Below are 23,103 nucleotides of genomic sequence, written 5' to 3'. Positions count from 1 at the left end.
CAGTTCACGGTTAGTGGTCACCTATTAATCTACGAACAACTAAAAACCATGAACTGAAAATTGCACCGGCAGCCCGGTGAAAACTTTTCATGCGTCTAGTCGATTACCCCACAATTATAAAAAAAGCTTGGGCCAGCTTCGATCCGTCGGTACAGATTGATACCATTACGGACATAAGTGCCAAGGTTTCTACAAATCACGTTTTCAAAGTTACGTTTGAAGATGGCGACAGTATCATTGCCAAACTCTCCTATTTTGGTAAGTATGAGCATTTTGTAGAAGATCACCGCATTATCCACGCCCTCTCCAACAACCTACTCTATCCTTTTGAGAATGTGCTGGCCAAATCGCTGGTACGTGATGGTCAGGTTTATACCTACCGGCATAAAGATGGCTTTGTGGATGCATGGGTTGTGTTTTACAATCCGATCCGGAGTCAATATAAGCTACCCCGGCGGCTGGAAGAACACCACATCCGAAAGCTTGGTAATCAGATCGCCAAGTTTCACAAGGCCTGTTCACGCGTGAGTACGGTTCTGCCCAACTCGTCGAAAACGTTACGATCCGATGTTTGGGACTTACTTGATTTGCTGGAAACGGAGGCTGGTCAGTATGAGCATCGGATGCATGTCGACGAACTAAAAAGACAATGTAATCTCTTTCTGGAAAACCGGCAGAAACTGGTTGCCAAAACGGTTGAAACCATGCCCGTTTTTGTGGACTGGAACATCGGCAATTTCTCGGTAACCGACAACCTTGAGCTATATTCTCGCTGGGATTACGACTGGTTTCGGATCAGCTATCGGGTGATGGATTTTTATTTCTTCAGCCGGGTCGTTTCCAACGTTGGCGATCGAACCGTATTCAGCTACGTCATAGGGCCACTGATGGAAGACCGCTTTATGCTGTTTTTGCAGGAGTATCATAAGGTTTATCCGCTGACAGAGAATGAAATACGCTTCCTGCCCGAAGCCTATCGCTTTTTCATCTTAAATTACGTCATTAAATACGGGCGGTATTTTTTCCATCGTACGTATGCCACCAAACTCCAGCGCGAAGCATACCAACTCTATTTTCCCTCTATTGAAAAATTTGACGCGGAGAAAATCCTGAAAGCGCTGGGAATATGATGCCCAAATGCCCACCTCGCCCGACCTGTCATTACTGATCGAACCCATCCGGCAAGGCAATGAATCGGCTTTCCGGCAACTTTACGAAGCCACTAAAAGTCGTGTTTTCAATACGGCTCTTAGCTATGTACGCACGCGCGAAGACGCCGAAGAAATTACCCAGGATGTGTTTGTCGAGGTGTTTCGGGCCATTGAGGCATTTAAAGGTGATGCCAACATCACAACCTGGCTGTATCGAATTACGGTTAATAAATCGCTCGATTTCCTGAAGCAGAAAAAGCGACAGAAGCGTTTTGCCTTTTTTACCAGTTTATTCGATCATAGCACAGGTGAGGTGTTGCACCATCCCACCGATTTCATTCATCCGGGTGTTGCTCTTGAAAATCAGGAGAATGCGGCTATGTTGTTTAAGGCGATCGATAAACTCCCCGACAAACAAAAAACGGCCTATATTCTAACAAGAATTGAAGCATTGAGTAATACTGAAGCAGCCAGCGTTATGGTTGTTAGTGTTGGCGCTGTAGAGTCATTGTTGCAGCGGGCTACCGAAAACCTAAAAAAACAATTGGCTGGTTTCTATAAAACCCTACAGAAGCCGTAGGAATCAAAACGATTTGTCGTCTGACCTAAGTATGGAACCTAAAAAAGATAAATGGATCAACGATATACTGGCTAGTGCTGATGGTATTGAACGGGCAGAACCGGGTCCATTTCTGTACACCAGAATCCGGAATCGCCTGGCAACGTCGGTGGTGTATGTACCAGCCCGAACGGTATGGCTAACTATTGCCTCACTTGCCCTCTTGTTATTACTTAACTGGCGGGCAACAAGTCGGCTGTCAGAAAAAGCGTCTGATGATAACGCCGGGTTAAATGCGGTCATAACGGATATGCAACTCGACCCGACCTCCAACCAACCTTATAACCTATGGAGCGGACAAAATTACTAACCTTTGCTGTTATCGGATTACTTCTACTCAATCTGCTTACGATAGGTTTTGTATGGCTCAAGCCTGATCAGTCGTCTTCCCTTTCTCAAGGCCCACCACCCGAAGGCGATGGACCGGCAAGGCTCATTATCGAGCGACTGCATTTTGATACGCAACAGCAGCAACAATACCGTCAGCTAGTTCAGGAACACCAACGGCAAACGCGGGTTCTGAACCAGGAGTCGGTTCAGCTATTCCGCGCTTATTATGGACTACTGGCATCTACTCAACCCGATTCAGCACGAGCAAATACCCTTAGCCATCAGATAGCCGACAATCAGCGGTCAATCGCCGAACTTAATTTTGCGCATTTCCAGCAAATAAAAGCCTTGTGCCAACCCGACCAGCAACCCTATTTTACGAAACTGGTAGATGATCTGGCCCACTTGTTCGGCAGACGTCAACGCCCACCACGACCAAACGGTGAGGGTCCACCAGAAGGTCGCCCGGAAGGCCCGCCAGAAAATTTTCCATCACGGCCGTAGGAATCGATTCGGTGGTGTCGTCTAAGCAGCAAATGATCACCAATCGTATGAATCGACTACGAATAATCACCGCTTCAGGCGGATTGACTCTTCTACTAGGCCTGATAACAGTTGTTGCCTGCCAGAAAAGCGACAACACGGTTACTCCCGCTACGACAACAGGAACGACAAGTTCGACAACCGCAACAGGAACGACTACTAGCACCGTGTCCGTTGGCACGGGTGTACCGGATGTGTACAAAAAGATTTACGGAGCCTCGGAGATTTATGTGGAAGGCACAAACATTGTGATTAAAACAAAGGGGCGACCCGATCACAAGAGCCCTTATTACAAAGGCACGCAGTGGGAAAGCAGCCTCTACGAAGCCTACAATGGAACCAACACCAAATTCGGGGCCAATCCAAATACCATCAGCGAGTTTAGCCTGACTTTTAAAATCCCGATGAACCCTCAGATAGAGGCTTCTCATGCAGCAACACCACTGGGTTCCATCGGTATTGCGTTAAATGGCGTGGCGTTTTTTAATCAATACGCAGCCATGAGAGCAGCTCTCACCAATGAAATCAACGGGTTCGATCAGTATGGCGGGCATCCACAACAGCAGGGGCAATATCATTACCACGTCGAGCCGACCTACCTCACAAAGAACAAAGGTAAAGATGCGCTACTCGGCTTCCTGCTCGATGGATTTCCGGTTTATGGCCCTCAGGAAAACGGCAAAACCGTCACAAACGCTGATCTGGACAGCTATCATGGCCATTCTCACGCTACCGCTGATTACCCCAACGGCATTTATCACTATCACATCACCGCCGAAGACCCCTATCTCAACGGCAGCGGCTTTTATGGCAAGGCAGGTACGGTTACTCAATAATCCCTTATTGGTAGTAGTAGGCCTGTTGCTGAGCCTGTTCGGTTGTAGCCCGCGAGATCGTACGATTCCGGCTCAATTTGTATCGGCAGGCTCGGCGGGCTGGCAGCGGCACGAGGGCCAGTTATGGCTAAACGGTAAACCTTTCAGCGGCTGGCAATACCAACTCTGGCCGGACGGCGATACTTCGTTCGTCGGTGCTTTCTATGAGGGGCAAGCAGAAGGTTTGCATCGATATTGGTATGCCGATCAACGGCAAAAAGAAATCCGGCACTACCAGAATGGCTGGCAGGAAGGCGAGCAACGCGGCTGGTTCGAATCGGGAAAATTGGCTTTCGTCTATCACTTTCGAAACGATATCTACGAAGGTCGCTGTCAGGAATGGTATCAAAGCGGCCAACCCGCTCAGGATAAGCATTATCAGAACGGGCAGGAAAGCGGCTCACAAAAGATGTGGTTTGCCGAAGGTAGTCTGAAGGCAAATTACGTGGCCCGCAATGGCCGGAATTATGGATTTACGGGTGTTAAAAACTGTGTCAATGTCTGGGATTCAATTGCTGTTTCGCATTAATGGCGTGTCGGTTTTACTGGCGTGTCTGATCGGGTGCCAGTCGGCCGAAACAGCTGATCGCCAGCAGGCGTTGGCTTCCGAGCCAGTTCCGTACTACAACACACCTGATTTTACGCCGGTTTGGTTAACCAACCCGATTGATATTCAGCAGAAAATTCCGCACCGCATCGCCGATTTCGCCTTCTACGACCAGACGAACAGGTTGATCACGCAAGAGTCGGTTGCGAATAAGATTTATGTTGCGAATTTCTTTTTTACGGCCTGCCCCAGTATCTGCCCAAAGATGACCAACCTGCTCAAAGCCGTTCAGGATACCTTTCTGCATGAACCGAAGGTCGCTCTCATATCATTCAGCGTTACGCCCTGGCTCGATTCGATTCCCCGGCTTCGCCAGTATGCAGCTAATAAGGGCATTATTTCGACCAAATGGCATCTATTGACTGGCGAACGCGGCAAACTATATGAGCTAGCCCGGCGCTCTTATTTTGCCGAAGAAGCGATTGGCTTCACCAAAGATTCAACGGAGTTTCTGCATACCGAGCACCTGATTCTGGTCGATCAGAACCGCCGAATCAGGGGTATTTATAACGGAACATTGCCGCTGGATGTCGATAAACTGATTGCCGACATGACTACATTGCTGCGCGAATAGCAACTCGTTTTAATTGCCGCATTAAGGATAAACACCGATCAGGCGCTTAGCTGCTTTTCGGATTGCAGTTGAAAATAAACCACTTATTTAAACTCAAAATTGTAGGTCAAACTGGGGATTGGTGCCCCAAAAATGCTTAGCCGATACGGATTCGTGCCCTGACCCTCTGTGCGATAGAAAATCGAGTAAACATTCTTCCGACCATAGAGATTATACACGGTAAATGTCCAGTGGCTCTGCCAGCGCCGGTTTTTCATACTGGGATTGTAGATGTTCCAGGCAAAATCCAGGCGGTGATAGTCAGGTAAGCGATACTGGTTACGCTCATCATAATAAGGGTATGTCCGGCCCTGATAGCGAATAAACCCTTCGGGGGCCGTATAAGGTCGTCCTGTGCTATAGGCAAAGTTGAACGAAAAACTGTGGTGTTTGCCCTGATTGATCGTCAGGCTCATGTTCAAACTGTGAGGCCGGTCGTAGTTGGCCCGATACCAGTCACCATTATTGATCTGCTGCTGAAAATCAACCCCTTGACTGACCTGATTCAGCGTTCGTGAAAATGTATAATTGATCCAGCCAGTCAGTTCTCCCTTTTTTCGGGCGATCATCAGCTCCAGTCCGTACGCTTTGCTGCGTCCAGGCAATAATTGCGTTTCGGGATACGGTTGTAGCAAAAAGTCAGCGCCCGGCTTGTAATCCAGCACGTGCTGCGTACTCCGCCAGTAGACCTCTGCCGATAACTCAAAGATGTTGTTCTTGAAATTCTGGAAATAACCGGCCGACCATAGCTGGCTCACCTGAGGCTGGATATGAGCGTCGGACGTTTTCCAGCGGGCAGTAGGCAACGGGGTCGTTGTATTCGTAATCACCTGTAAATACTGCCGCATCAGATTATAGCCCACTTTAATAGAAGCATTGGGCGTCAACGAATAACGTAAGCCTAAGCGAGGCTCCAAACCGCCATATTGACTGGTCACCTGACCAGCTTCGTAACGAACTGAATCGACGACCGTTGTGGCATCGACCGATTCGCCACTGGCATACCGACGGACAACAGACGGCCCAAGGCTCAAAAAGTGCGAATAGCGTAGTCCAACCGATACAGCCAACCGATCTGACACGCTGATCTCATCTTCGGCATGGATGGCTAGTTCCAGTGCATTTTCATTGGGGGTTTTCTGATAGTTCACAGCCGGGCTACTACCGGGTATCAATTCGCCGGGGTTAAGTCGATACTGGATGCCACTTATGCCTATCTCCAGCTTCTGATTTTCCAGCTGAAAATTCAGGTTCGACTTGATCTGGCGTTGCAGCAGCGATTGCTTCAGCACGACTTTGTTGTTGGTACTATCTTCAATAGATAAAATTTTAGGAATGTATTGGGACACCAACGCTGTCGTTTGCAGATTCAGCCGGGGATTGAATTCGTGGAACCAGCGTACCATTCCATTAGCGGTTTGCTGGGCATATTGCGTAGCAGTCGAGTTCACATTGGCCAGACTGCCCAACAAATTGGTCTGGAACAAGTCCTGACTGTAATACCCCATAGCCGTAATGGTGTTGCGGTCGTTTATCCGCCAAAATAGTTTGGCCGTACCATCACCGAACTTAGCCCGAATATTTTCCAGCCGGGGCGAGACCAGCCGCAGCAGAAAGTCGTTAAATGCTCCGCGCCCCGACACCATCAGGGCCAGTTTACCTTTGATTATGGGCGTCTCGACCGTCAGCCGATTTGAGACAAGACTAACACCACCGCTAAGCTTAAACTGATTCAGATCAGGATTGCGCAGGCTAATGTCGAGCACCGATGCTGCCCGTCCGCCGTAGCGGGCCGGTACATTACCTTTGTACAGATCAAGCCCACCGACGGCATCGGGCGGAAAAACTGAAAACAGCCCAAACATGTGGGTCGGATTGAAAATGGGCGTATCGTCGAGGAGGATCAGGTTCTGATCAGTCGTGCCACCCCGAATGTTGACCCCATTGGCCGCTTCTCCCACGCTGGTGACACCGGGGAGCATTTGCAGACTACGCAAAATATCGACTTCACCCAGCGCTGCGGGCATCTTTTTTAGAGCAGGAATAGAAATCTGGCTAACGCCCAGAAGTGGTTGTCGTACATTTCGATCGTAGCCTTTACTGGTGACAACGACCTCTTCCAACTGGCTGGATACCGATGGCAAGCGTACATTTAGCGTCTTATTTTCGCGCAGATAAAGGGTTGTACGGAAAGGGACGTACCCGATGCTCCTAACCACGATGATATGCTGGCCAGATCGGGCTTTTATCGAAAAATAGCCCTGATCGTCAGTATAGGTGCCGGTCGTATTTTTCTCATAATCGAGCACAACCGCAGCCCGCACAACGGGTTGCATACTGGCCGAATCGCGAACAATACCGGAAAGCGTATAGGTAATCTGAGCGTTTACAGCAGAAACGATTAGAACCAGTAATAAGACAACAGGTAGCAGTCGGCTCATGCAAAGTAAAGTAAACGAATGATTGCAACTACTTCTGAAGCTATATATAAAAGGATCTATCTCCAGATTCTAACTGATTAGCTCCCATCTTATTATCTATCAAAAAAATCCGACTAAATTACTATCATGATTTTCACAGGGAGTTGTGTCCCGGTTATCTATAACTTTGATACAAACCGTGGCATTATTCCAGCCGAAAACCCTGTACTCGTTTAACCAATCATGCGTTTTCCGCATATTCTTTTTTACATTGGCTTGTTGGTTGTTGGCTTGCTGGCTGCCTGCGTAGACCCGGCAGACATTATCATCAATGCATCAGTCAATGTACTGGTCGTCGATGGTACAATCACGAACTTACCAGAACCTCAGATCATTCGGCTCAATCGATCGAAAGCCGACCCTGTTACCGGGCGCTTTGGTACGACTCCCGTCACCAAAGCGACAGTTGAAGTTGTTGTTGATTCGGTACAGGTAATTGCTTGCCACGAAACCGTGGATGGCAGCTACCAGTTACCAAGCGACTTTCGGGGACAGGTCAATCATAGTTACCAGCTTCGTTTTATGCTCAGTGACGGCACTCGCTATGTGTCTACCCAGCAAACTATGCAGGCCGTTCCGCCAATCAACAGTGTCTCGGCGCAATTCAGTCTGACAAGTTTACCTGTTGAGTTACAGCTGGCAGGCCAATTCCGGGCGGGGCACGATCTTTTTATCGGCCTTAATGACCCGGCGAACCAGCATAACTACTACCGCTGGGAATGGGTTTTGTGGGAAAAGCAAAGCTGGTGCCGGAGCTGTCAACAGGGGGTTTATGCGGTTAATAACATCCTGCCCCATACCTACAAAGACCGCCTGTTTTATGTTTCAGGGAATGATACGTACGAAGATTGTTTCGTGCCGATCAATTACAACGAAGCAGCCCAGCCCCCCTTTCCGAGTGGCCTCTATGTCTATGATTATCCCTGTCGGACCCAGTGTTGGGAAATTCTCTATAGTAGCTCCATCAATGTGTTCGATGATCAGTTTAGCAATGGAGGTCAGATTCGGGGGCGAAAAGTGGCTCAGATCCCTTACTATGATAGCACCGCATGTCTGGTCGAAATTCGCCAGTTAGCCCTGACACCGAAAGCATATTCTTACTTTAAACTTTTTCAGGATCAAACTCAATCAACGGGCGGTCTAGCCGACACACCGCCTTCTGCGCCGGTCGGAAATATCCTCAATACAGGCGATCCGGGCGAACACGTTGTGGGTTATTTTACCGCTTCAGGTGTCTCGACCGTTCGCTATTGGCTGGATCGTAAAGACGCGAAAGGATTGCCATTTGGAGAAACCGATCCGGCGGGGCCATCAAAACAGAAAGATGCTGAACTGTTTTACGCACTTAAGTTGCGGCAGCCGATTCCAGAACCCATTTATCCTTACCCCAATATTCGGGTCTTAGGTGGCCCCCAGCGGCCGCCAACTGCCCTTTGCGTGCCCAGCGATAGCCGAACACCTTATAAACCTGAGGGCTGGCGGGAATAACTCAAATTGTACCGCTGTCAATGGCGCTGACTGCTTTGTTGGCCAGTTCAACAATCATCGGCAAGATTTTGCCAAAGCGCTCGTCTTTGCTGTAACCCTGTTTCCAGCGGGCATAGATCTGCTGGGCAATCACGGCATTTTTATACAGACCAAACATGTAATAGAACAGAATATGCGACAGGTCACGCCCACTGCGCCGGGCATACCGTTCTGCGACTTCCTGCCGTGTCAGATTACCGGGCAGCCAGGTCAGGTTGAAATTTTTATAAGCCGGGCTATCTGTTACTTCCGACCAGTAGGCCAATGTTGCTCCTAAGTCCATGAGTGGATCACCGACGGTAGCCATTTCCCAGTCTAATACGCCCCGAATATGAGCTGTTGGTTCACCCGTAACGTCATCTGGAGCCAGCAGGACGTTATCATACTTATAATCATTGTGCAAAAATGCCGGGAATTGCTCAATAGGGTAATTTCTGGGTAACCACTCCCCTACCGTATCCATTGCCGGGATCGTGTCGGTCTGGGCATTATGATACCGTTTGAGCCAGCCCTCAACCTGCCGCTGTACGTATCCTTCGGGTTTGCCTAACTGAATCAGGCCGGTTCGGTTGATGTCCAGCGCATGAATGTCAGCCAGATTATCCACTAATGATTCCGATAACTGGCGCATACGTTCGGGAGCAAGATTCAGCGTTGGAGCCATCGACGCCCGAAGAATGATTCCCTGCACGCGCTCCATGATGTAGAATGGAGCGCCCAATACATCGTCGGTTTCACAATAAACGACCGGATTGGGAATTCGGTCGTATTGCCCTGTCAATAAGGACAACACGCGGAATTCTCGACCCATATCATGACCACCTTTAATGTTGGCGCCAAACGGTGGCCGACGAAGCACATACTCACCAGTGGCCGTTTGAAGCGAATAGGTCAGATTGGAAAAACCGCCGGGAAATTGCCGAACCTCCACCACCTCGCCCATAGCCGGTGCGTATTCGCGGAGGTAAGCATTAAGAACGGGTAGATCAAGTTCTTCGCCTGAACGAACAGAGCGCGGAGAATCGGGAGTAATCATCAATGAGAATGTTGGCTATAGGATGTTAGAACCTTGCGAGTGTGGCCATTAATCCAAACCCCTCAAAAATCTATAATTGTTCGGCAGTCATCATCCGGCGAAACTCCTGCAATTCGCGGGCTTTCTTCTTAACATCCAGGCCGTATTTCTTTAAAATACTAATCGCCAGACTCTGCTTATGGACTTCGTCAGCCCCATCCCAGATACGGGCACCCCGTTCATGACGGTACATGGCCGCTAAAACCGTATCGTCCGTTACGCCCAGGGCACCGTGTACCTGTATAGCGCGATCGAGCACGCGCAGAAATGCATTGGCTACGTAAAACTTGATGGCCGAAACGGCATCGCGAACAGCAGCAACACCAACCGTGTCGATCATGTGGGCGGTATTGAGTACGAATAATCGACTGGCATCAATTTCGGCGCGGCTTTCGGCAATGAAATCCTGGATAAATTGTTTTTCGCCCAGCATCACCCCCTCTTCGATTTCACGGGAAGCTGCGCGTTTGCACATCAACTCCATCGCTTTTTCGGCATTCCCGATCCAGCGCATACAATGATGAATCCGGCCGGGACCGAGTCGTTCCTGCGCCAGCCTGAAACCCATTCCCTCGCCCCCAATCAGGTTGGTGATGGGTACGCGACAATCGGTATACGATACCTCGGCGTGACTGAACCAACCTTGTCCTGCTTCACCAAAAACGGGAATGTTTCGCTCTATTTTGAAACCCGGCGTATCGGTCGGCACGATGATCATACTCGCACGCTGGTGTGGAACGGCATCGGGGTTCGTAACCACCATGGCAATGGCAAAAGCGGCCCCATCCGCTGAAGATGTGAACCATTTGCGCCCATTAATGACATAGTCATTGCCATCGCGAACGGCCGTCGTAGCCATTCGGGTAGGATTTGAGCCCGCAAATTCGGGTTCGGTCATCGAAAAACAGCTTCGGATTTTGCCCTCCATAAGCGGCTTTAAATACCGCTCTTGTAGTTCGGGCGATGCAAATTTGTGAAGCAGTTCGGTATTGCCAATATCAGGAGCCTGGCAACCGAATACATAATGCCCGAAAAATGGCGCATGAGCCAGTTGTTCGCTAATCTGCCCAAATTCGCAGAGCGTCAGACCATGCCCTGCCTCCTCTTTGGAAAGATGCAACCCCCAGAGCCCGGCGGCTTTGACTTTCTCCCTCTTCTGGTCGAGTATCGGGATCAATTCGCCCACGGCATGATGCGAGAAACCGTCTTCAAGAGGAATCAGTTCGTTCTGAACAAAGTCACGGACCTGTGCCAGTAAGGGCCGGACACGGTCAGTAGTGAATATCGTTTCCATTCGGGTTATCGGTCTAGGCAGGCAGCAAACCGGGTACTCAGTAGGCTGCGTCAGACACTAAGGTAATTGTTCCCGAACGAAGGGGCAACTGTAGGTGGATAAGGAGGGACTTGAGCTAAGTTCCGGCAATAGCAAGCCTTTTGAAAGCAGCCGTTTTTTATAGTATTTGCCTGGTTACTTCTTCCGTTACTGTGTCAAAAAGTAGCAGTCCTTCATTTTTGTCGTCAAGTTGCCCAACTAATTTCCCTTGTTTTGTCCAGACAGAACTCAAGCCAACACTCGTAAAATTATCGCAAAACCCGACACAATTTGACATTAATACGGGCATTGAGTAGTTCCTGGCAACTTCAGGATAATGGATCATGGCTTTACTTACGCCATTTTGTGATTTGGCAACGCTTGCTACATAAATGTCTGCGCCAAGTTTACTTGCCTGGTCAGCGTGATCGGGCTGCAAACTTTCGTAGCAAATAGCAGGTGCAATCCTGACATTATCGACCGTCAACATAATTTGTTGATTGCCATTTTCGAAATAGGGAATTTCGTCGGAATGAAGTAGCTGTTTTGAGTAGGTTTGCCTTGGTTTGTCAGGTTGAAAAATGATCATGCTTATCTGTACGCCCGTTTTCGTTTTTGTCGGAGCCCCAAGTCCAATGGCAATTTTAGTCGTATCGCTAATTTGCTGAAAGTCATCAAGCCTTGTATCATCTTGATTTATCGCTAACTCTTTGGCTAATTCTGGTTCATAGCTGGTCAGAGAAAGCTCCGGGAAGAAAATTACAGTTGCCTTACACGAAGTAGCAAGGTCAATTAACCGTTTGTGTCTGTCGATATTACCGGAAATGTTGCCTTTAATTGGTCTAATCTGCGCGACACTTATTTTCATTGTATTATCTGTCTATCAAGATCATAGCGAACGTACCAAAACAAAACCGGGCTATGAATACAAATATGCACATCGCATTTCGTATTCACAGCCCGGTTTATCAACAACGATACTTCTTATTTCAACAACTCCGCCAACGTCCAGACCTGCCCATTTTTGATGGTGTATTTCACGTTCATGGTGTCCCGGATTTTGGTTAGTGGATCGCCATCAACGGCAATTAGATCGGCGATTTTACCTACTTCAATGCTACCAACATCCTTGCCTACACCAGCCGCTTCCGCCGACCAGAGTGTAGCTCCCCGCAACGTCTCGAACGGAGTTACCCCACCCTCAACCCAGTTCTGTAGCTCGATCTGTAAGCTCAGTCCGTACGGAATCAGGGGCGAATCCGTACCCGGTGTTACCCGGCCACCGGCAGCAATGAACTTCTTCACATTTCCGGCCAGCGTCTTGAAATTTTCAACTGCGCCGGGCATCATCCGACGCATGGTCTGTTGCTGAGCCATCATGTTGGTTCGGTATTTTTCGTCATAAAAATGCATGTATGGGGCATAGCTGAACAGAGCCGTATCGCGTCGGGTCTGGTAGCCAAAACCGCCCTGCAAACTCGTTGTCGGGGTCATGTTCATGCCCGATTTAGCAATCAGGTTCAGTACATCGCCGTAGATATGATTGGTAGACGTGAGTTTGGGGGAGAATCCCCGGCGACTTGTAGCCGATGAATGTTCGACTCCATCGATGTTGTATTTTACGGCCGGATAGAGCTCGTGCGACGTTACAGGAATGCCAATCTGATGCGCCAGATCAGCGGCCAATTGCTGTAACCGGTCGGGGAGCCGCACATAGCATTTCAGGAGATCGTAGTCCAGCCGTTTGGCCCGGTCAAGTTCCATGCGCAATTGTGCCTCACTGCGAATACTGGTGGCCAGACCGTAATAAAGCCGGTAGCCTTCATTGAGTGTTCCGGTATAAAACGAACGAGGCCCCGGCCGGATACCCGCATCCCAGGCTTCGCGTCGTTCGAGTGCATCATACGGGTCGGCACCCGTTTCGCGAATACTCGTAATGCCATGACTGAGCCAGATACGCCCTTGCTTTTCCCCCGCCAGAATACTCTGGTGCGTATGCATTTCCCAGAGGCCGGGCATAACTGTCAGTTTGGATGCATCGATCAGTTTGCCCGTTCGCCCGGCTTTATGCGGCTCAATAGCCTGAATACGACTTCCTTTCAGAATAATGTCTACATTTTCGCGATACGCATTGGTCTTTCCATCGAATAGCTTTCCGGCATGAATAATGGTCTGATCAGTAGGCAATTTCGCCTGATACGTGAAATTTAGCGGAATGATGCTAACCCGATTGGTGGTAATATCCAGTTGCTTCAACGTATCGACTGCCAGATAAACCAATGTCTTCGAGTCGGCGGTCCAGCTCATGTTATCAGCCAGTGTCTTTGTTCGTTGAACAGGCGATCCGGTCTGTTTCCCATCGGCGGTAACCGGCAATGTCCACAAAACACCATCGAGCACGTAGGCCATCCAGTGACCATCCGGCGACCAGGCAGGACCACTGCGTCCACGGAAACTGATGGTTTGCCCCGATGAATCGGGTTTCAGTTCGAGTGCGCTACCACTGCCTCCACTGGGGATAACCAAAAACTGATTCAATCCCTCCCGAAAACGGCTGGAATAGACATCCAATGCCGAAACGGCAATCTGTTTCCCATCGGGCGACCAGCTTGGCACACCAGGCCCAAAGAGTTGATCATGAATCTTTTTGGGAACTGGCGTAGGCTGATCTTCCGATGGCGGCACATCAAGCGTATGCAACACACTCCGCCCAAAAGCAGCCCGGTCGAGCATGAAAAAGGCAATGTGTTTGCTATCCGGTGAGAATACGGGGGTACTAATTTCCTCTGTTCCGTTAGTCAACTGGCGATCCTGGCCGGTTTTCAAATCTCTGGCCCACAGATTAATACTACCCGAACGATCGGAGACAAACACCAGAAACCGGCCATCGGGCGAGAATGTCGGATCAGCTTCAATGAAGGCATCGTCCGTTAGCTTTTTAGGTGTAGGATTACCAATATCCAGCCAGTACAGATCGCCAAGTGCCGAAAAGGCAATGGCCTTCCCATCGGGCGAGACAACCGGAGCCCGGATGCCTTTAACAGGTCGTGGCTTCGCGTTATCGAGCAGGTACGTTTTGCGGGTGTAGGGTTTGCGCTGTAATGCCAGCGTTGCCTGCCAGGTGACCTTGTCGGTACGGGCGAAATCAGCCGTTTTATGTTTGATACCACCATCGGCCGTGTACCAGATAGACCCGTCCGTTGCTACCGAAGGTCGGAAAGGAAATACATCTTCGCCAGTGGCCGAGATGACTTTCGGTTCACTATCGGGTTTCAGGTCTTTAACAATCAAGGCGGTTTTGCCAATTTCAGCCGTCTGCACAATGAGTGACTGTCCGTTCAGTGACCAGGCTGGTGGCCCCAGTGTAGCGGCAGTTTTCCAGGCCAGTGTTTCCTTACCACCTTCCCAGACATAAAGCCCTGACGCATCGGGGCGGGTAGCTACGTAGGCAATCCGTTTGCCGTCCGACGAGTAGGATGGTGCATATTCGTTGCCTGCATTGTCGGTGAGTTGTTTGAGTTCTCCGGTTTTAAGTGTCAGTTCAAATACGTTGTAATTACCACCGCGATCTGACGAAAAAATCAACTTACTGCCATCCGGCGAATAGGATGGTTCTCGGTTATCAAATTCCCCCTTAGTGTGTTTCTGCAAGTCTGAACCATCAGGCTTAACACTATAAATATGGAACGTTCCATCGCGGAACGATGAGTAAACAATACGCTTGCTATCCGGCGACCACGCAGGCTGTCGGGCATCATCCCGAAAATCGGTCAAGGCACGAGCCGTTCCTCCTTTGGCAGGCAATAGCCAGATAGTACCCTGAAGATCAACAACAATGGACAGTCCATTGGGCGAAAGCGCAGCCGACATATTGGTCCCCTCCGTGACGGTGATCCGCAACGAATCAGACTGGGCCAGAGCCGAAGTAGCTCCCGACAGGATTAGCACAAAAAGCAGCAGCAACTTGGCAAACTCAAAACAGGTCTTCATAAGAATAGTGAGTTAGCAGTGAAAAAAGGAAGGCAATAAGTTCGTATCAGGCAGCGTATGACTGTCTGTAGGTATGGGTTTCTGATTTATGCTTATTAGCTGAATATCCAGGCACTACCGGATACCCTTGACTCCTTAGTTCTGTCAGGCTTAGGTCTACCTGTCTCTGGCACCGCACCTATTTCACACCGGCAGGCGGGTTCAGATAGCGAGTGAGAAATTTATAAATCTCTTCGCGCGATTCGCGAGCCAGTTTCGTATCGAGCCGGTTGAAGCTATGTCCACCCGGCGCATCCTGATAAATTTTGTATTCGAACTTCTTTTCATGGGCTTTCAGCGCATTGATCAGCGATTCGACTTCCAGCACATTCACATCTTCGTCGTTGGTATTGGTATGAATCAGCAGGGGTGTTTTGAGCTTCTGTGCGTTCCAGACCGGCGACCGGCGACGATATTCGGCTACATTGTCGGAAGGATCTTTACCAATATGAGTCGCGGCTGAGAAGATCGTCCGGTACTGCTGTGGTTTATAGCCAAGCCGGGCAATGATGTCGCTGACGGGCACACCGGCATAGGCCACTTTATAATCTTCAGGATGATCGAAAATATTCATGAGCGAAATCATTCCGCCGTGACTCCATCCAATAATACCAACGCGGTCGGCGTCTACCTGCGGCATGTTTTCAACGGCCCACCGTTTCCCGGCCAGCACATCGTCATTTTCGTAATCGCCGTAGTCAATCTGGTTGTAAAACCCGCCCCCATAACCAACGCTACCCCGGTATTCGGGCGCAACGATCAGGTAGCCCTGATCCAGTAGCTCCCGCACAACATGGGCATATAAAGTACCAAAATCACCATGAACCCCATCGTGAACGAAAACCAGTAAGGGCAGTTTCTTAGCCGTTGCGTACTTTTTGGGAATAAACGTATAAGCCGGAATAATGACCGGATTGCTGGCACCCTGTCCCGTCGGATTTTTAATTACATGCGGGGGCTTGCTGGTATAACGTACTTTATCGATAATCGCAACATCGCCAAGTTTTTGATACCAGAGCAGGTCGTCAATATTCTTGTTCAATACCTGATCTGAATAACGTAAATTCTCTTCCAGTTGTCGAACGCGTTCGTTCAAATCGGGAGCGGCAGGGGTTGGTGTAGCGGTGGGCGGTGTAGTTTGTCCAGTAGCCACAAATGATATACAGACAAAAAGAAGAAAATAAAGTTGACGCATGGAGGAATGACAAATTGGTAGTTAAAGAGTGGGTATAAATTTACGGGCAGGAAATTCCCAAAAAAGCACTAATCAGATCAGTTTTCGCAGCTTTAACGCCAGCGAGTCTGCTTTATAACGTCCTTGCATGGTCAGCGTGCTATCGTTGAGAAACGTATAATTAACCCGCATCGAATCAGCCGAATCTCCCTTTTCGTTTGGGAAGCCGATGCGAATGATTTTAGCGGTTTCGTCGATCTTGTAATTGCCCCGCAAATCCCGTTTTTGAAACTTGTCGGGATGGTATTTGAACAGGCAGCCGTACCGCCATTCAAAATACACTTTCGACCAGACCGAATCCTGATAAGCCGATGGCACAACGACGTTGTCATTTCGGGCAATGCTTTCGATTTTCCAGACCCCATTTAATTTCGTTTTAGGCTGGAAGCCATCACGCAGGGCACCAATACGCCAGAACGCTAACCCGATCACCAAAACCCGTATGACATTCAGCAGAACGGTCCGGCCATTTAGACTCACTTTTTCCTGATACGACAGGAACGCCTGCCGGAGCTTGTCATAATCCAGAAAGAGCAGGAAAAACAGCAGGAATGTATAGTGAAGCGCGTTGTAATAAGCCAGTGGAGAGATTTCGTAAAAATGGTCGATCAGATCAATGTTGACCATTACGGGGAGTAACACAAATACGCCGATCAGCCGCGTTTGTCGGAAGAGCAGAAGAATACACCCTATAATCTGAGTCCAGCCCAGAATGTAGGCCATCGTTTGCGAGTAACCGTAATAGGTCCAGGTCAGCCAGAAACCGTTGAGGTCGCCAATGGGTGTTTCAAGAATGTAGTTAGGTGGCTGAAACTGGGTTTTCAGAATTTTAGCAGCACCATAGCCAGTAATTGCATAGGCAACATAAAACGCAATTATAGTCTGAAACAGGCTATGCAGCTTTTCACCCCTGCCGCTGCGCTGCCAGCTAAAGGCAATAAGAAAGCTAAGCAGCAGCAACCCGGCCAGCGCAGGCCATAGTTTAGCCCAGTCGGAGGTTACCTCAAACTGCCAGCGTGAGGTAACCTCCGACGCCTGCGTTATCCCGATCAGTACCAGAAGAAGGCAAAGAGTCTCCGAAAACTTGAGCCAGAAACTACGGGCGGCCAGCATAAAAGAGGAAGATTATTGACGCAATTTAAAGTATATAAATCAAAATTTCACAAAATAAATAACAGGTAAAATATCTAATCATCAATTATTTATTCTTTATCTTTTGTTTTTCATACTTACACTATCAGAATAGTAAACGATTGTAATCAGAAGCTTCTTAGCTATTCGTTCACTGCATCATGCTAGCTAGTCCAGCCAGATTATTTCTCCGATTACCGCTCGTTCCAGTATCATCAGGTACCAGTCCTGGGACTTTCGCTTGGAGCCGTGCCACGGTTACTCGTGATGCGCAAACAAACCACGGTCCGCCCGTGCGGTGGCACGGCTCCAGGCGAAAGTCCTCCGTCTATTTTGGAAGGATAATTTTCCAAACTAGACGGATACCCACTAGTGCTCGGCCCATTTAAACCTATAAGGTTTTTGAAACCTTATAGGTTTGTCATCAACCACCTTCATGACTAATACGTATAAAATAGAAATTGGAAGACTACTTGCTAGTTAAAACTTGAAGACATTGATTTGGGCATTGATAGCTAATTCCGCCCACTTTACCGACCAATACCTGCACAGGTTTTGAGCCGGTCACTATTATTTTGACAGAGCACCTTATCAAAATGATATACTTCGCAACTCTCCGGGCAAATCGGCTTTAGCGTAATTAATTGAAGTACAACGACATAAATAACACTCTAAAATCATGGCACAGAATTATTAGTATAGGTTGGCAGTACGTTGTAGGACTTTCGCTGAGAACCATGCCACGGTTACTCGTGATGCGCAAACAAACCGTGGCATGGTTCTCAGCGAAAGTCCTGGTAAATAATCATTGCTATGAATGAAGTCATTAGTAAAACCGATTTGCTCAATCTATTGATCAATCGGATACCGGAAGCCCGGCAGGAATTTATGGCCTTACCCAATGAGACCAGTGTACATACGATCTTACATAAACTATGTGAGGTAACTTCGCTTCTGGCGCACCAGAATAAATTCAGAGCCCTGAAGCGCTGTTTGCTGGCTGCTGAAGAGTTACTGAAAGACGGCGACAAACAGGTCAGTAACGCAGTTTGCTCGGTCTACATTTATCGGCTGGCCATGTTGATGGATAAACGTGACGCCAGAGCTGATGTAATTCATTACTTATTACCTCGTGCCCTACGTACTGAATATCATCGCCAGCTCAACACCTGTCTTCCTTAACACACATTTGAGTAGCCCGCTTTATAAGGCTCTTATTATGGAAACAGACATAACGATTACCGTGGCAACAAAAGCGCACCTGATCTACGTCGATTCAATCTGTCGCACGATAGCAGAAAGCGCTCAGGCAAGAGGCACTGGAATTGCCGGGCGTTCTGCTGCTTATCTGCGGCAGAAAATGCTGGATGGAAAAGCAATTATTGCAACATTGAAAAACGGGCAATGGGCTGGATTTGCCTATTTAGATGTTTGGGATAATGGACAGTTTGTTTCTCATTCCGGTCTCATTGTGGCACCCGATTTTCGTCGACACGGGATTGCTCAGCAGATTAAACGAGCGCTCTTTAGCTTAAGTCGCTGCCTTTTCCCAAAGGCTAAACTATTTAGCATTACAACTGGCCAGGCCGTTATGAATCTCAATAGCCAGTTAGGATTTCGGCCGGTAGCCTTCAGCGAACTACCCCAGGATGACCGCTTCTGGAATCAATGTTCGTCCTGCAAAAACTGTGATATTCTGGCCCGTACTGGCCGAAAATATTGTCTTTGCACAGGCATGTTATACGAACCCCTCCCTTCAGAAAAAGCCGGGTAAGTCTGGAAATATCCCATGCCACTTGTCGTAGCCATGAAAGCCTGGCCTATCAGTGTTTACGATAGAATTACCCGCCCTGCGTGAATGAGCGAAAGCCATTGCCAAAGAGTTTGTTCGGCAATGGCTTTCGCTCATTCATCATTACTATTTTACAAAAAATTATCAATACCGAATGGCCCAATAGGGGTTCCGGTGAGCGGTCATGCTTTCGGCAATATGCTGGCGGATAAGTTCGTCGTAGGCGACATCGTTAATTTTCTTGCCCTTGAGCTTGGGTAGTTTCAGTTCGTCGGGTGTTAATTTTCTGAACGTCACGTTTGTAGCTTCAATGACAACGTCGCCATCATTCAGATTCAATTCCAGAATAAGTCCCGGTAAACCATTGTACCGCTCTGGACCAGCCGAAACCGGAATGTCCTGCGCGAACCAGGCCGTAATTTTCTGCTTTTTAATTGGATCTTCTGATTCAGCCTTCATGCATATATACCCGGCAATATCTTTGATCTGATTGCCTATTTTCCAAACGGGTGTATGTAGTGAATCGTCAATGACATAGGTCTTTCCCAACATTTCTACGACGTCAGTTTTCTGTTCTTTGGCGAAATTTCGGTATAGAAGCAACTCCTGATTACGCCATGTATATCGACCATCATCTGTGCTTCCCATCTCGTTGACATAGGTATACAGACTCGCATCCTGGTTAAATGTCAGTTTCATTTTCTCCTTATTCTCTTCGTCATTCTTCCAGGTCTGAGCAATACGGTCTTTTTGTTCCTGACTCAGGTACGTCATCCGGGAGTAAATTTTTGTCCAGTATGTTTTCCGTTCGTAGGTAACAACGCCTTCTGTTTGCTGGGCTACTGCCGATACGCTCATCAGCAGCATAATAAACATTATAAAATTTTTCATATCTAAAAGATAGTCAATCCATTAACCACAACTAACCATTAAAATCCATCCCGGCGCATCTTCGCTGTAACGCCACGCATATTATAGGTAAAGCCAAGCATAAAATAGCGGGCCAGTGTTTGGGTGCGTTCATATTGCGCGTAATTCTGGCTGGCATTTGCCGAAATAGCTATGTTCCGATTGAGCAAATCAACCGACGACAGCCGGATCTCAGCCCGCTTGGCTTTACCCAGAATATGATAAATCGAGGCATTTAGCAGTGGAATACGTTGATCAAAATTGAGCAGATCATTTTTATTGACCCGGTAATTCAGCGTCGTGTTAATATAAAAATCATGGGGCAGCTTCACCGTCAGATCACCGCCAAAATTATTATTCAGGAAAACCTGATTCTGGCCTGTGTTAATTGAATAACGGGTATTGCTGATACCGATATTGGCATTACCGTAGAATGTCAGCCAATCGGTGGGCGTCAGACTAAGACGGGTTCCGAAGCCATAGTTCTGACCCCGTGTCTCATTCGTTACATTGTTAATAGTGGCTGGGTTTGTACTAAAATTCAGGTTCGCATTCAGGTCCAGCGTTGCTTTGGTTTTTTTGAGCGGAAAACCAAAACCCAGATATGATCCAATCATACGCCCGCCCGACAGATTTTCGGGCTGAATAGTCGTAATAAGCGTTTGCGCGTCCGTATTTCGGCTATATACGATCTGATTAACATACTGGGTGCCGTTCACGCCAATATAGAGGTTAATGAAACTCCCCGGATTGAAATAATTGAACCCAATGTTCAGGTTATGCCCTAACTGCGGCAACAGATTCGGGTTTCCCTTATTGATGAATAACGGATTACTATTATTCGTCACCGGTTGCAAATCGCGGGATGTTGGTATCTGTACACTAACATTATAACCACCGTAGAGATACCGGTTATTTTTCAGATCATAATTCAGGTTTACGTTCGGAATAACCGTAGTGAACACACGATTGATTTCCCCGAGTAATGGAGACGTTTGATCACGGGCAAATTGTCCATTCAGTGTAAAGCGCTGCACAGCCAGTCCACCCGATATATTCAACCCTTTAAACGTATAGCGAATACTGCTTCCAAGGCGATTATAGATGTAATTATTCTTATAATACAGGCTCAATGAGTCGTTTCGGACCCGATCGCTGTTGTTTTCGCCCCGGTCAATCACATCCCGATCAACTTCGTCATAGCGTAGGCTAAAATTGTAGAATGTTTCCCAAAAAAACTTTTTGGCAAATGGCTCCACATATTGCAGGCTGGCTTTGTACTCGCTGCGGTGGCTATTGGTCCCCTGATCCTGACGAATAAGCCGCAAGGTTTCGTTGACGCTTGTTGGTTGTGAGAATTGATTGCTGGCGTCCAGTTTCAAATTGGCGTCGTTGGTATTAATTTCGTAGGTAGCGCTGGCGGCAAAACTTCTGCCTTTCTTTTTCATTTTCAGCCGATAGATCAATGAGCTAGACGAAGCAATCTGGCGTTGTGTACTGGCATTTTTGGTCGTATTTTGAGTCGTTACACCGTTATTACGATCCAAATCCTGGATTCTGTCGAGGTTGGCGTTACCATTACCTAACCGGCTGTTGTTAATAAAAACCAACGTATTGACCGAATCCAATTGGGTCTCATACCGTAAACTGACCCGATGGTTTCCGTTAAAATTTAGCTGATTACTGGTTTCATTGATCTGATATTGGCCCTGCGGCAGGTAGTATGTCTGATTTCGGAGGGCGCTTAAGTCAAGCCGTGTCTGGTTATAATAGTAGCTGCTGCTGAATTTCTTTTTCTTCGTATCATAATTATAGTTGATTCCACCAGCCACATTATTAGAAAAACCAGTCCCCTGCCGACCGCTTACTGGAATGCCCAAACCTTCATCGCCACTATCGGAATAGTAAAAGAAGTTGCCCCCACTAAACCCAAAGTCAGCATTTTGATTCCCGTTATATGAATTACTACCTCTAAAATCCTGATAATCATTATACGACAATCCCTGCTGGTTCGTATTATTACCCAGTCCAACCAGCGAAAACTGATTTTTAGCATTGAATTTATTGTAGCTCCCCTTGATTTCGCCCCGCGCCGGTATATCATTGGAAGCAGGCCCGGCACTGGCAGTTACTTTTCCGAAACCGCCTTTCTTAAACTCTTCTTTCAGTTCCAGATTAACCGTTTTTTCTTTCTTCCCATCGTCAACGCCGGTTAATTTAGCCTGCTCTGTTTTATCATTGAAGACCTGCACTTTTGAAATCGATTCGGCCTGTAAGTTTTTAGTAGCCTGTTTGGGGTCATTGCCGAAGAAATTCTTTCCATCTACGGTAACCCGCTTCACCTCCTGCCCCTGAGCGCGAATATTTCCGTCCTGATCGATCTGTACACCGGGCAGTTTACGCAGCAAATCCTCAACAGTCGATCCGGGGGGCACTTTAAACGAACTGGCGTTATACTCGATAGTATCGCCCTTTATCGTTAGTGGAGCCTTAGCTGTTCTGACAACAACCTCCATCAGCTCTCTCGTAATTGGCTTTAGCTTCAAAAGCCCAAGATCAATCAGGGCTTCACCGCCCGATTTGATAACCTGGTTGTAAGGGATAAATCCGACGAATGAAATTTTCAGAACGTAATTACCAGTCTTCAGATTCTTGAATATGAAAGCTCCCTTTTCATCAGTTCTGGTAAAATTGACCAGCGACGAGTCTTTAGGATTTAGCAACATAACCGTAGAAGAAGCCAGTGGAGCCGCTGCGGTGTCAACGGCTCGCCCCTGTAACGTAAATCGAGGGGAGCCCGTCTGGGCATAAAGTGCAGCCGTAAACAGGCATAGCACAGCCAGCATGAAGAGGTTTTTCATTCGCGAATAGGTAAA

General features: G+C 48.0%; 19 protein-coding genes. 10 read left to right on the top strand and 9 right to left on the bottom strand.

Annotated features, from left to right (window positions below):
• The first annotated feature begins 89 nt into the window (after nucleotides 1-89).
• From GJR95_RS19800 to GJR95_RS19770, 7 genes are read left to right on the top strand one after another with little or no spacing between them, the layout of a single operon-like run.
• A complete protein-coding gene (locus GJR95_RS19800; RefSeq protein WP_162387508.1) occupies nucleotides 90-1,130 on the top strand; it encodes an aminoglycoside phosphotransferase/kinase family protein in 1,041 nt (346 codons plus the stop codon).
• A gap of 7 nt (nucleotides 1,131-1,137) precedes the next feature.
• Nucleotides 1,138-1,731 (top strand): RNA polymerase sigma factor, encoded by a 594-nt coding sequence (locus GJR95_RS19795; protein WP_162387507.1) that lies wholly within the window; start codon nucleotides 1,138-1,140, stop codon nucleotides 1,729-1,731.
• 31 nt (nucleotides 1,732-1,762) lie between these two features.
• Nucleotides 1,763-2,080, top strand: a complete 318-nt coding sequence (locus tag GJR95_RS19790) for a hypothetical protein (protein WP_162387506.1) — start codon at nucleotides 1,763-1,765, stop codon at nucleotides 2,078-2,080.
• Nucleotides 2,059-2,604: a periplasmic heavy metal sensor gene (locus GJR95_RS19785; RefSeq protein WP_162387505.1), complete on the top strand. Its 546-nt coding sequence runs from the start codon at nucleotides 2,059-2,061 to the stop codon at nucleotides 2,602-2,604. The genes GJR95_RS19790 and GJR95_RS19785 overlap by 22 nt, the downstream gene beginning before the upstream one ends.
• Before the next feature lie 47 nt (nucleotides 2,605-2,651).
• Nucleotides 2,652-3,479 carry a YHYH protein gene (locus GJR95_RS19780; protein WP_162387504.1) on the top strand — a complete coding sequence of 276 codons (828 nt, stop codon included), beginning with the start codon at nucleotides 2,652-2,654 and terminating at the stop codon, nucleotides 3,477-3,479.
• On the top strand, nucleotides 3,451-4,047 hold the full coding sequence (locus tag GJR95_RS19775) for a toxin-antitoxin system YwqK family antitoxin (protein WP_162387503.1): 597 nt from the start codon (nucleotides 3,451-3,453) through the stop codon (nucleotides 4,045-4,047). Before GJR95_RS19780 ends, GJR95_RS19775 begins: the two co-directional genes overlap by 29 nt.
• Nucleotides 4,016-4,699 (top strand): SCO family protein, encoded by a 684-nt coding sequence (locus GJR95_RS19770; protein WP_162387502.1) that lies wholly within the window; start codon nucleotides 4,016-4,018, stop codon nucleotides 4,697-4,699. Before GJR95_RS19775 ends, GJR95_RS19770 begins: the two co-directional genes overlap by 32 nt.
• A gap of 83 nt (nucleotides 4,700-4,782) precedes the next feature.
• On the opposite strand, the gene GJR95_RS19765 is transcribed toward GJR95_RS19770, so the two are convergent.
• Nucleotides 4,783-7,179, bottom strand: a complete 2,397-nt coding sequence (locus tag GJR95_RS19765) for a TonB-dependent receptor (protein WP_162387501.1) — start codon at nucleotides 7,177-7,179, stop codon at nucleotides 4,783-4,785.
• A 222-nt stretch (nucleotides 7,180-7,401) separates the two neighbouring features.
• Between GJR95_RS19765 and GJR95_RS19760 the strand changes: the two genes are divergently transcribed.
• Nucleotides 7,402-8,706, top strand: a complete 1,305-nt coding sequence (locus tag GJR95_RS19760; RefSeq protein WP_162387500.1) for a DUF4249 domain-containing protein — start codon at nucleotides 7,402-7,404, stop codon at nucleotides 8,704-8,706.
• A 1-nt stretch (nucleotide 8,707) separates the two neighbouring features.
• Here GJR95_RS19760 and GJR95_RS19755 read toward each other — a convergent pair whose 3' ends face one another.
• From GJR95_RS19755 to GJR95_RS19730, 6 genes are all read right to left on the bottom strand, one after another.
• Nucleotides 8,708-9,781, bottom strand: a complete 1,074-nt coding sequence (locus GJR95_RS19755) for a phosphotransferase family protein (RefSeq protein ID WP_162387499.1) — start codon at nucleotides 9,779-9,781, stop codon at nucleotides 8,708-8,710.
• 70 nt (nucleotides 9,782-9,851) lie between these two features.
• Nucleotides 9,852-11,114 carry an acyl-CoA dehydrogenase family protein gene (locus tag GJR95_RS19750; RefSeq protein WP_162387498.1) on the bottom strand — a complete coding sequence of 421 codons (1,263 nt, stop codon included), beginning with the start codon at nucleotides 11,112-11,114 and terminating at the stop codon, nucleotides 9,852-9,854.
• A gap of 157 nt (nucleotides 11,115-11,271) precedes the next feature.
• Nucleotides 11,272-12,000, bottom strand: coding sequence for a carbon-nitrogen hydrolase family protein (locus tag GJR95_RS19745; RefSeq protein WP_162387497.1), 729 nt, complete (start codon nucleotides 11,998-12,000; stop codon nucleotides 11,272-11,274).
• Between the two features lie 116 nt (nucleotides 12,001-12,116).
• Nucleotides 12,117-15,122: a DPP IV N-terminal domain-containing protein gene (locus tag GJR95_RS19740; protein ID WP_162387496.1), complete on the bottom strand. Its 3,006-nt coding sequence runs from the start codon at nucleotides 15,120-15,122 to the stop codon at nucleotides 12,117-12,119.
• Between the two features lie 178 nt (nucleotides 15,123-15,300).
• Nucleotides 15,301-16,356 carry an alpha/beta hydrolase family protein gene (locus tag GJR95_RS19735; RefSeq protein WP_162387495.1) on the bottom strand — a complete coding sequence of 352 codons (1,056 nt, stop codon included), beginning with the start codon at nucleotides 16,354-16,356 and terminating at the stop codon, nucleotides 15,301-15,303.
• Nucleotides 16,357-16,428: 72 nt separating this feature from the next.
• Nucleotides 16,429-17,508, bottom strand: a complete 1,080-nt coding sequence (locus tag GJR95_RS19730; RefSeq protein ID WP_162387494.1) for a hypothetical protein — start codon at nucleotides 17,506-17,508, stop codon at nucleotides 16,429-16,431.
• A gap of 831 nt (nucleotides 17,509-18,339) precedes the next feature.
• Between GJR95_RS19730 and GJR95_RS19725 the strand changes: the two genes are divergently transcribed.
• Both GJR95_RS19725 and GJR95_RS19720 read left to right on the top strand, forming a co-directional pair.
• Nucleotides 18,340-18,708, top strand: a complete 369-nt coding sequence (locus GJR95_RS19725) for a DUF7674 family protein (protein WP_162387493.1) — start codon at nucleotides 18,340-18,342, stop codon at nucleotides 18,706-18,708.
• A 37-nt stretch (nucleotides 18,709-18,745) separates the two neighbouring features.
• On the top strand, nucleotides 18,746-19,300 hold the full coding sequence (locus GJR95_RS19720; RefSeq protein ID WP_162387492.1) for a GNAT family N-acetyltransferase: 555 nt from the start codon (nucleotides 18,746-18,748) through the stop codon (nucleotides 19,298-19,300).
• Between the two features lie 162 nt (nucleotides 19,301-19,462).
• Here GJR95_RS19720 and GJR95_RS19715 read toward each other — a convergent pair whose 3' ends face one another.
• Nucleotides 19,463-20,209 (bottom strand): GLPGLI family protein, encoded by a 747-nt coding sequence (locus GJR95_RS19715; protein ID WP_162387491.1) that lies wholly within the window; start codon nucleotides 20,207-20,209, stop codon nucleotides 19,463-19,465.
• 38 nt (nucleotides 20,210-20,247) lie between these two features.
• The gene (locus GJR95_RS19710; RefSeq protein WP_162387490.1) at nucleotides 20,248-23,088 is read right to left on the bottom strand and encodes a TonB-dependent receptor domain-containing protein; all 2,841 of its coding nucleotides are present in this window, start codon (nucleotides 23,086-23,088) and stop codon (nucleotides 20,248-20,250) included.
• Between the last annotated feature and the right edge of the window lie 15 nt (nucleotides 23,089-23,103).

Origin of the sequence: Spirosoma endbachense, from assembly GCF_010233585.1 — a bacterium.
GTDB classification, from domain to species: Bacteria; Bacteroidota; Bacteroidia; order Cytophagales; family Spirosomataceae; genus Spirosoma; species Spirosoma endbachense.
The sequence above is the reverse complement of the archived record's forward strand: the minus strand, read 5'-3'. Positions and strand labels throughout refer to the sequence as shown.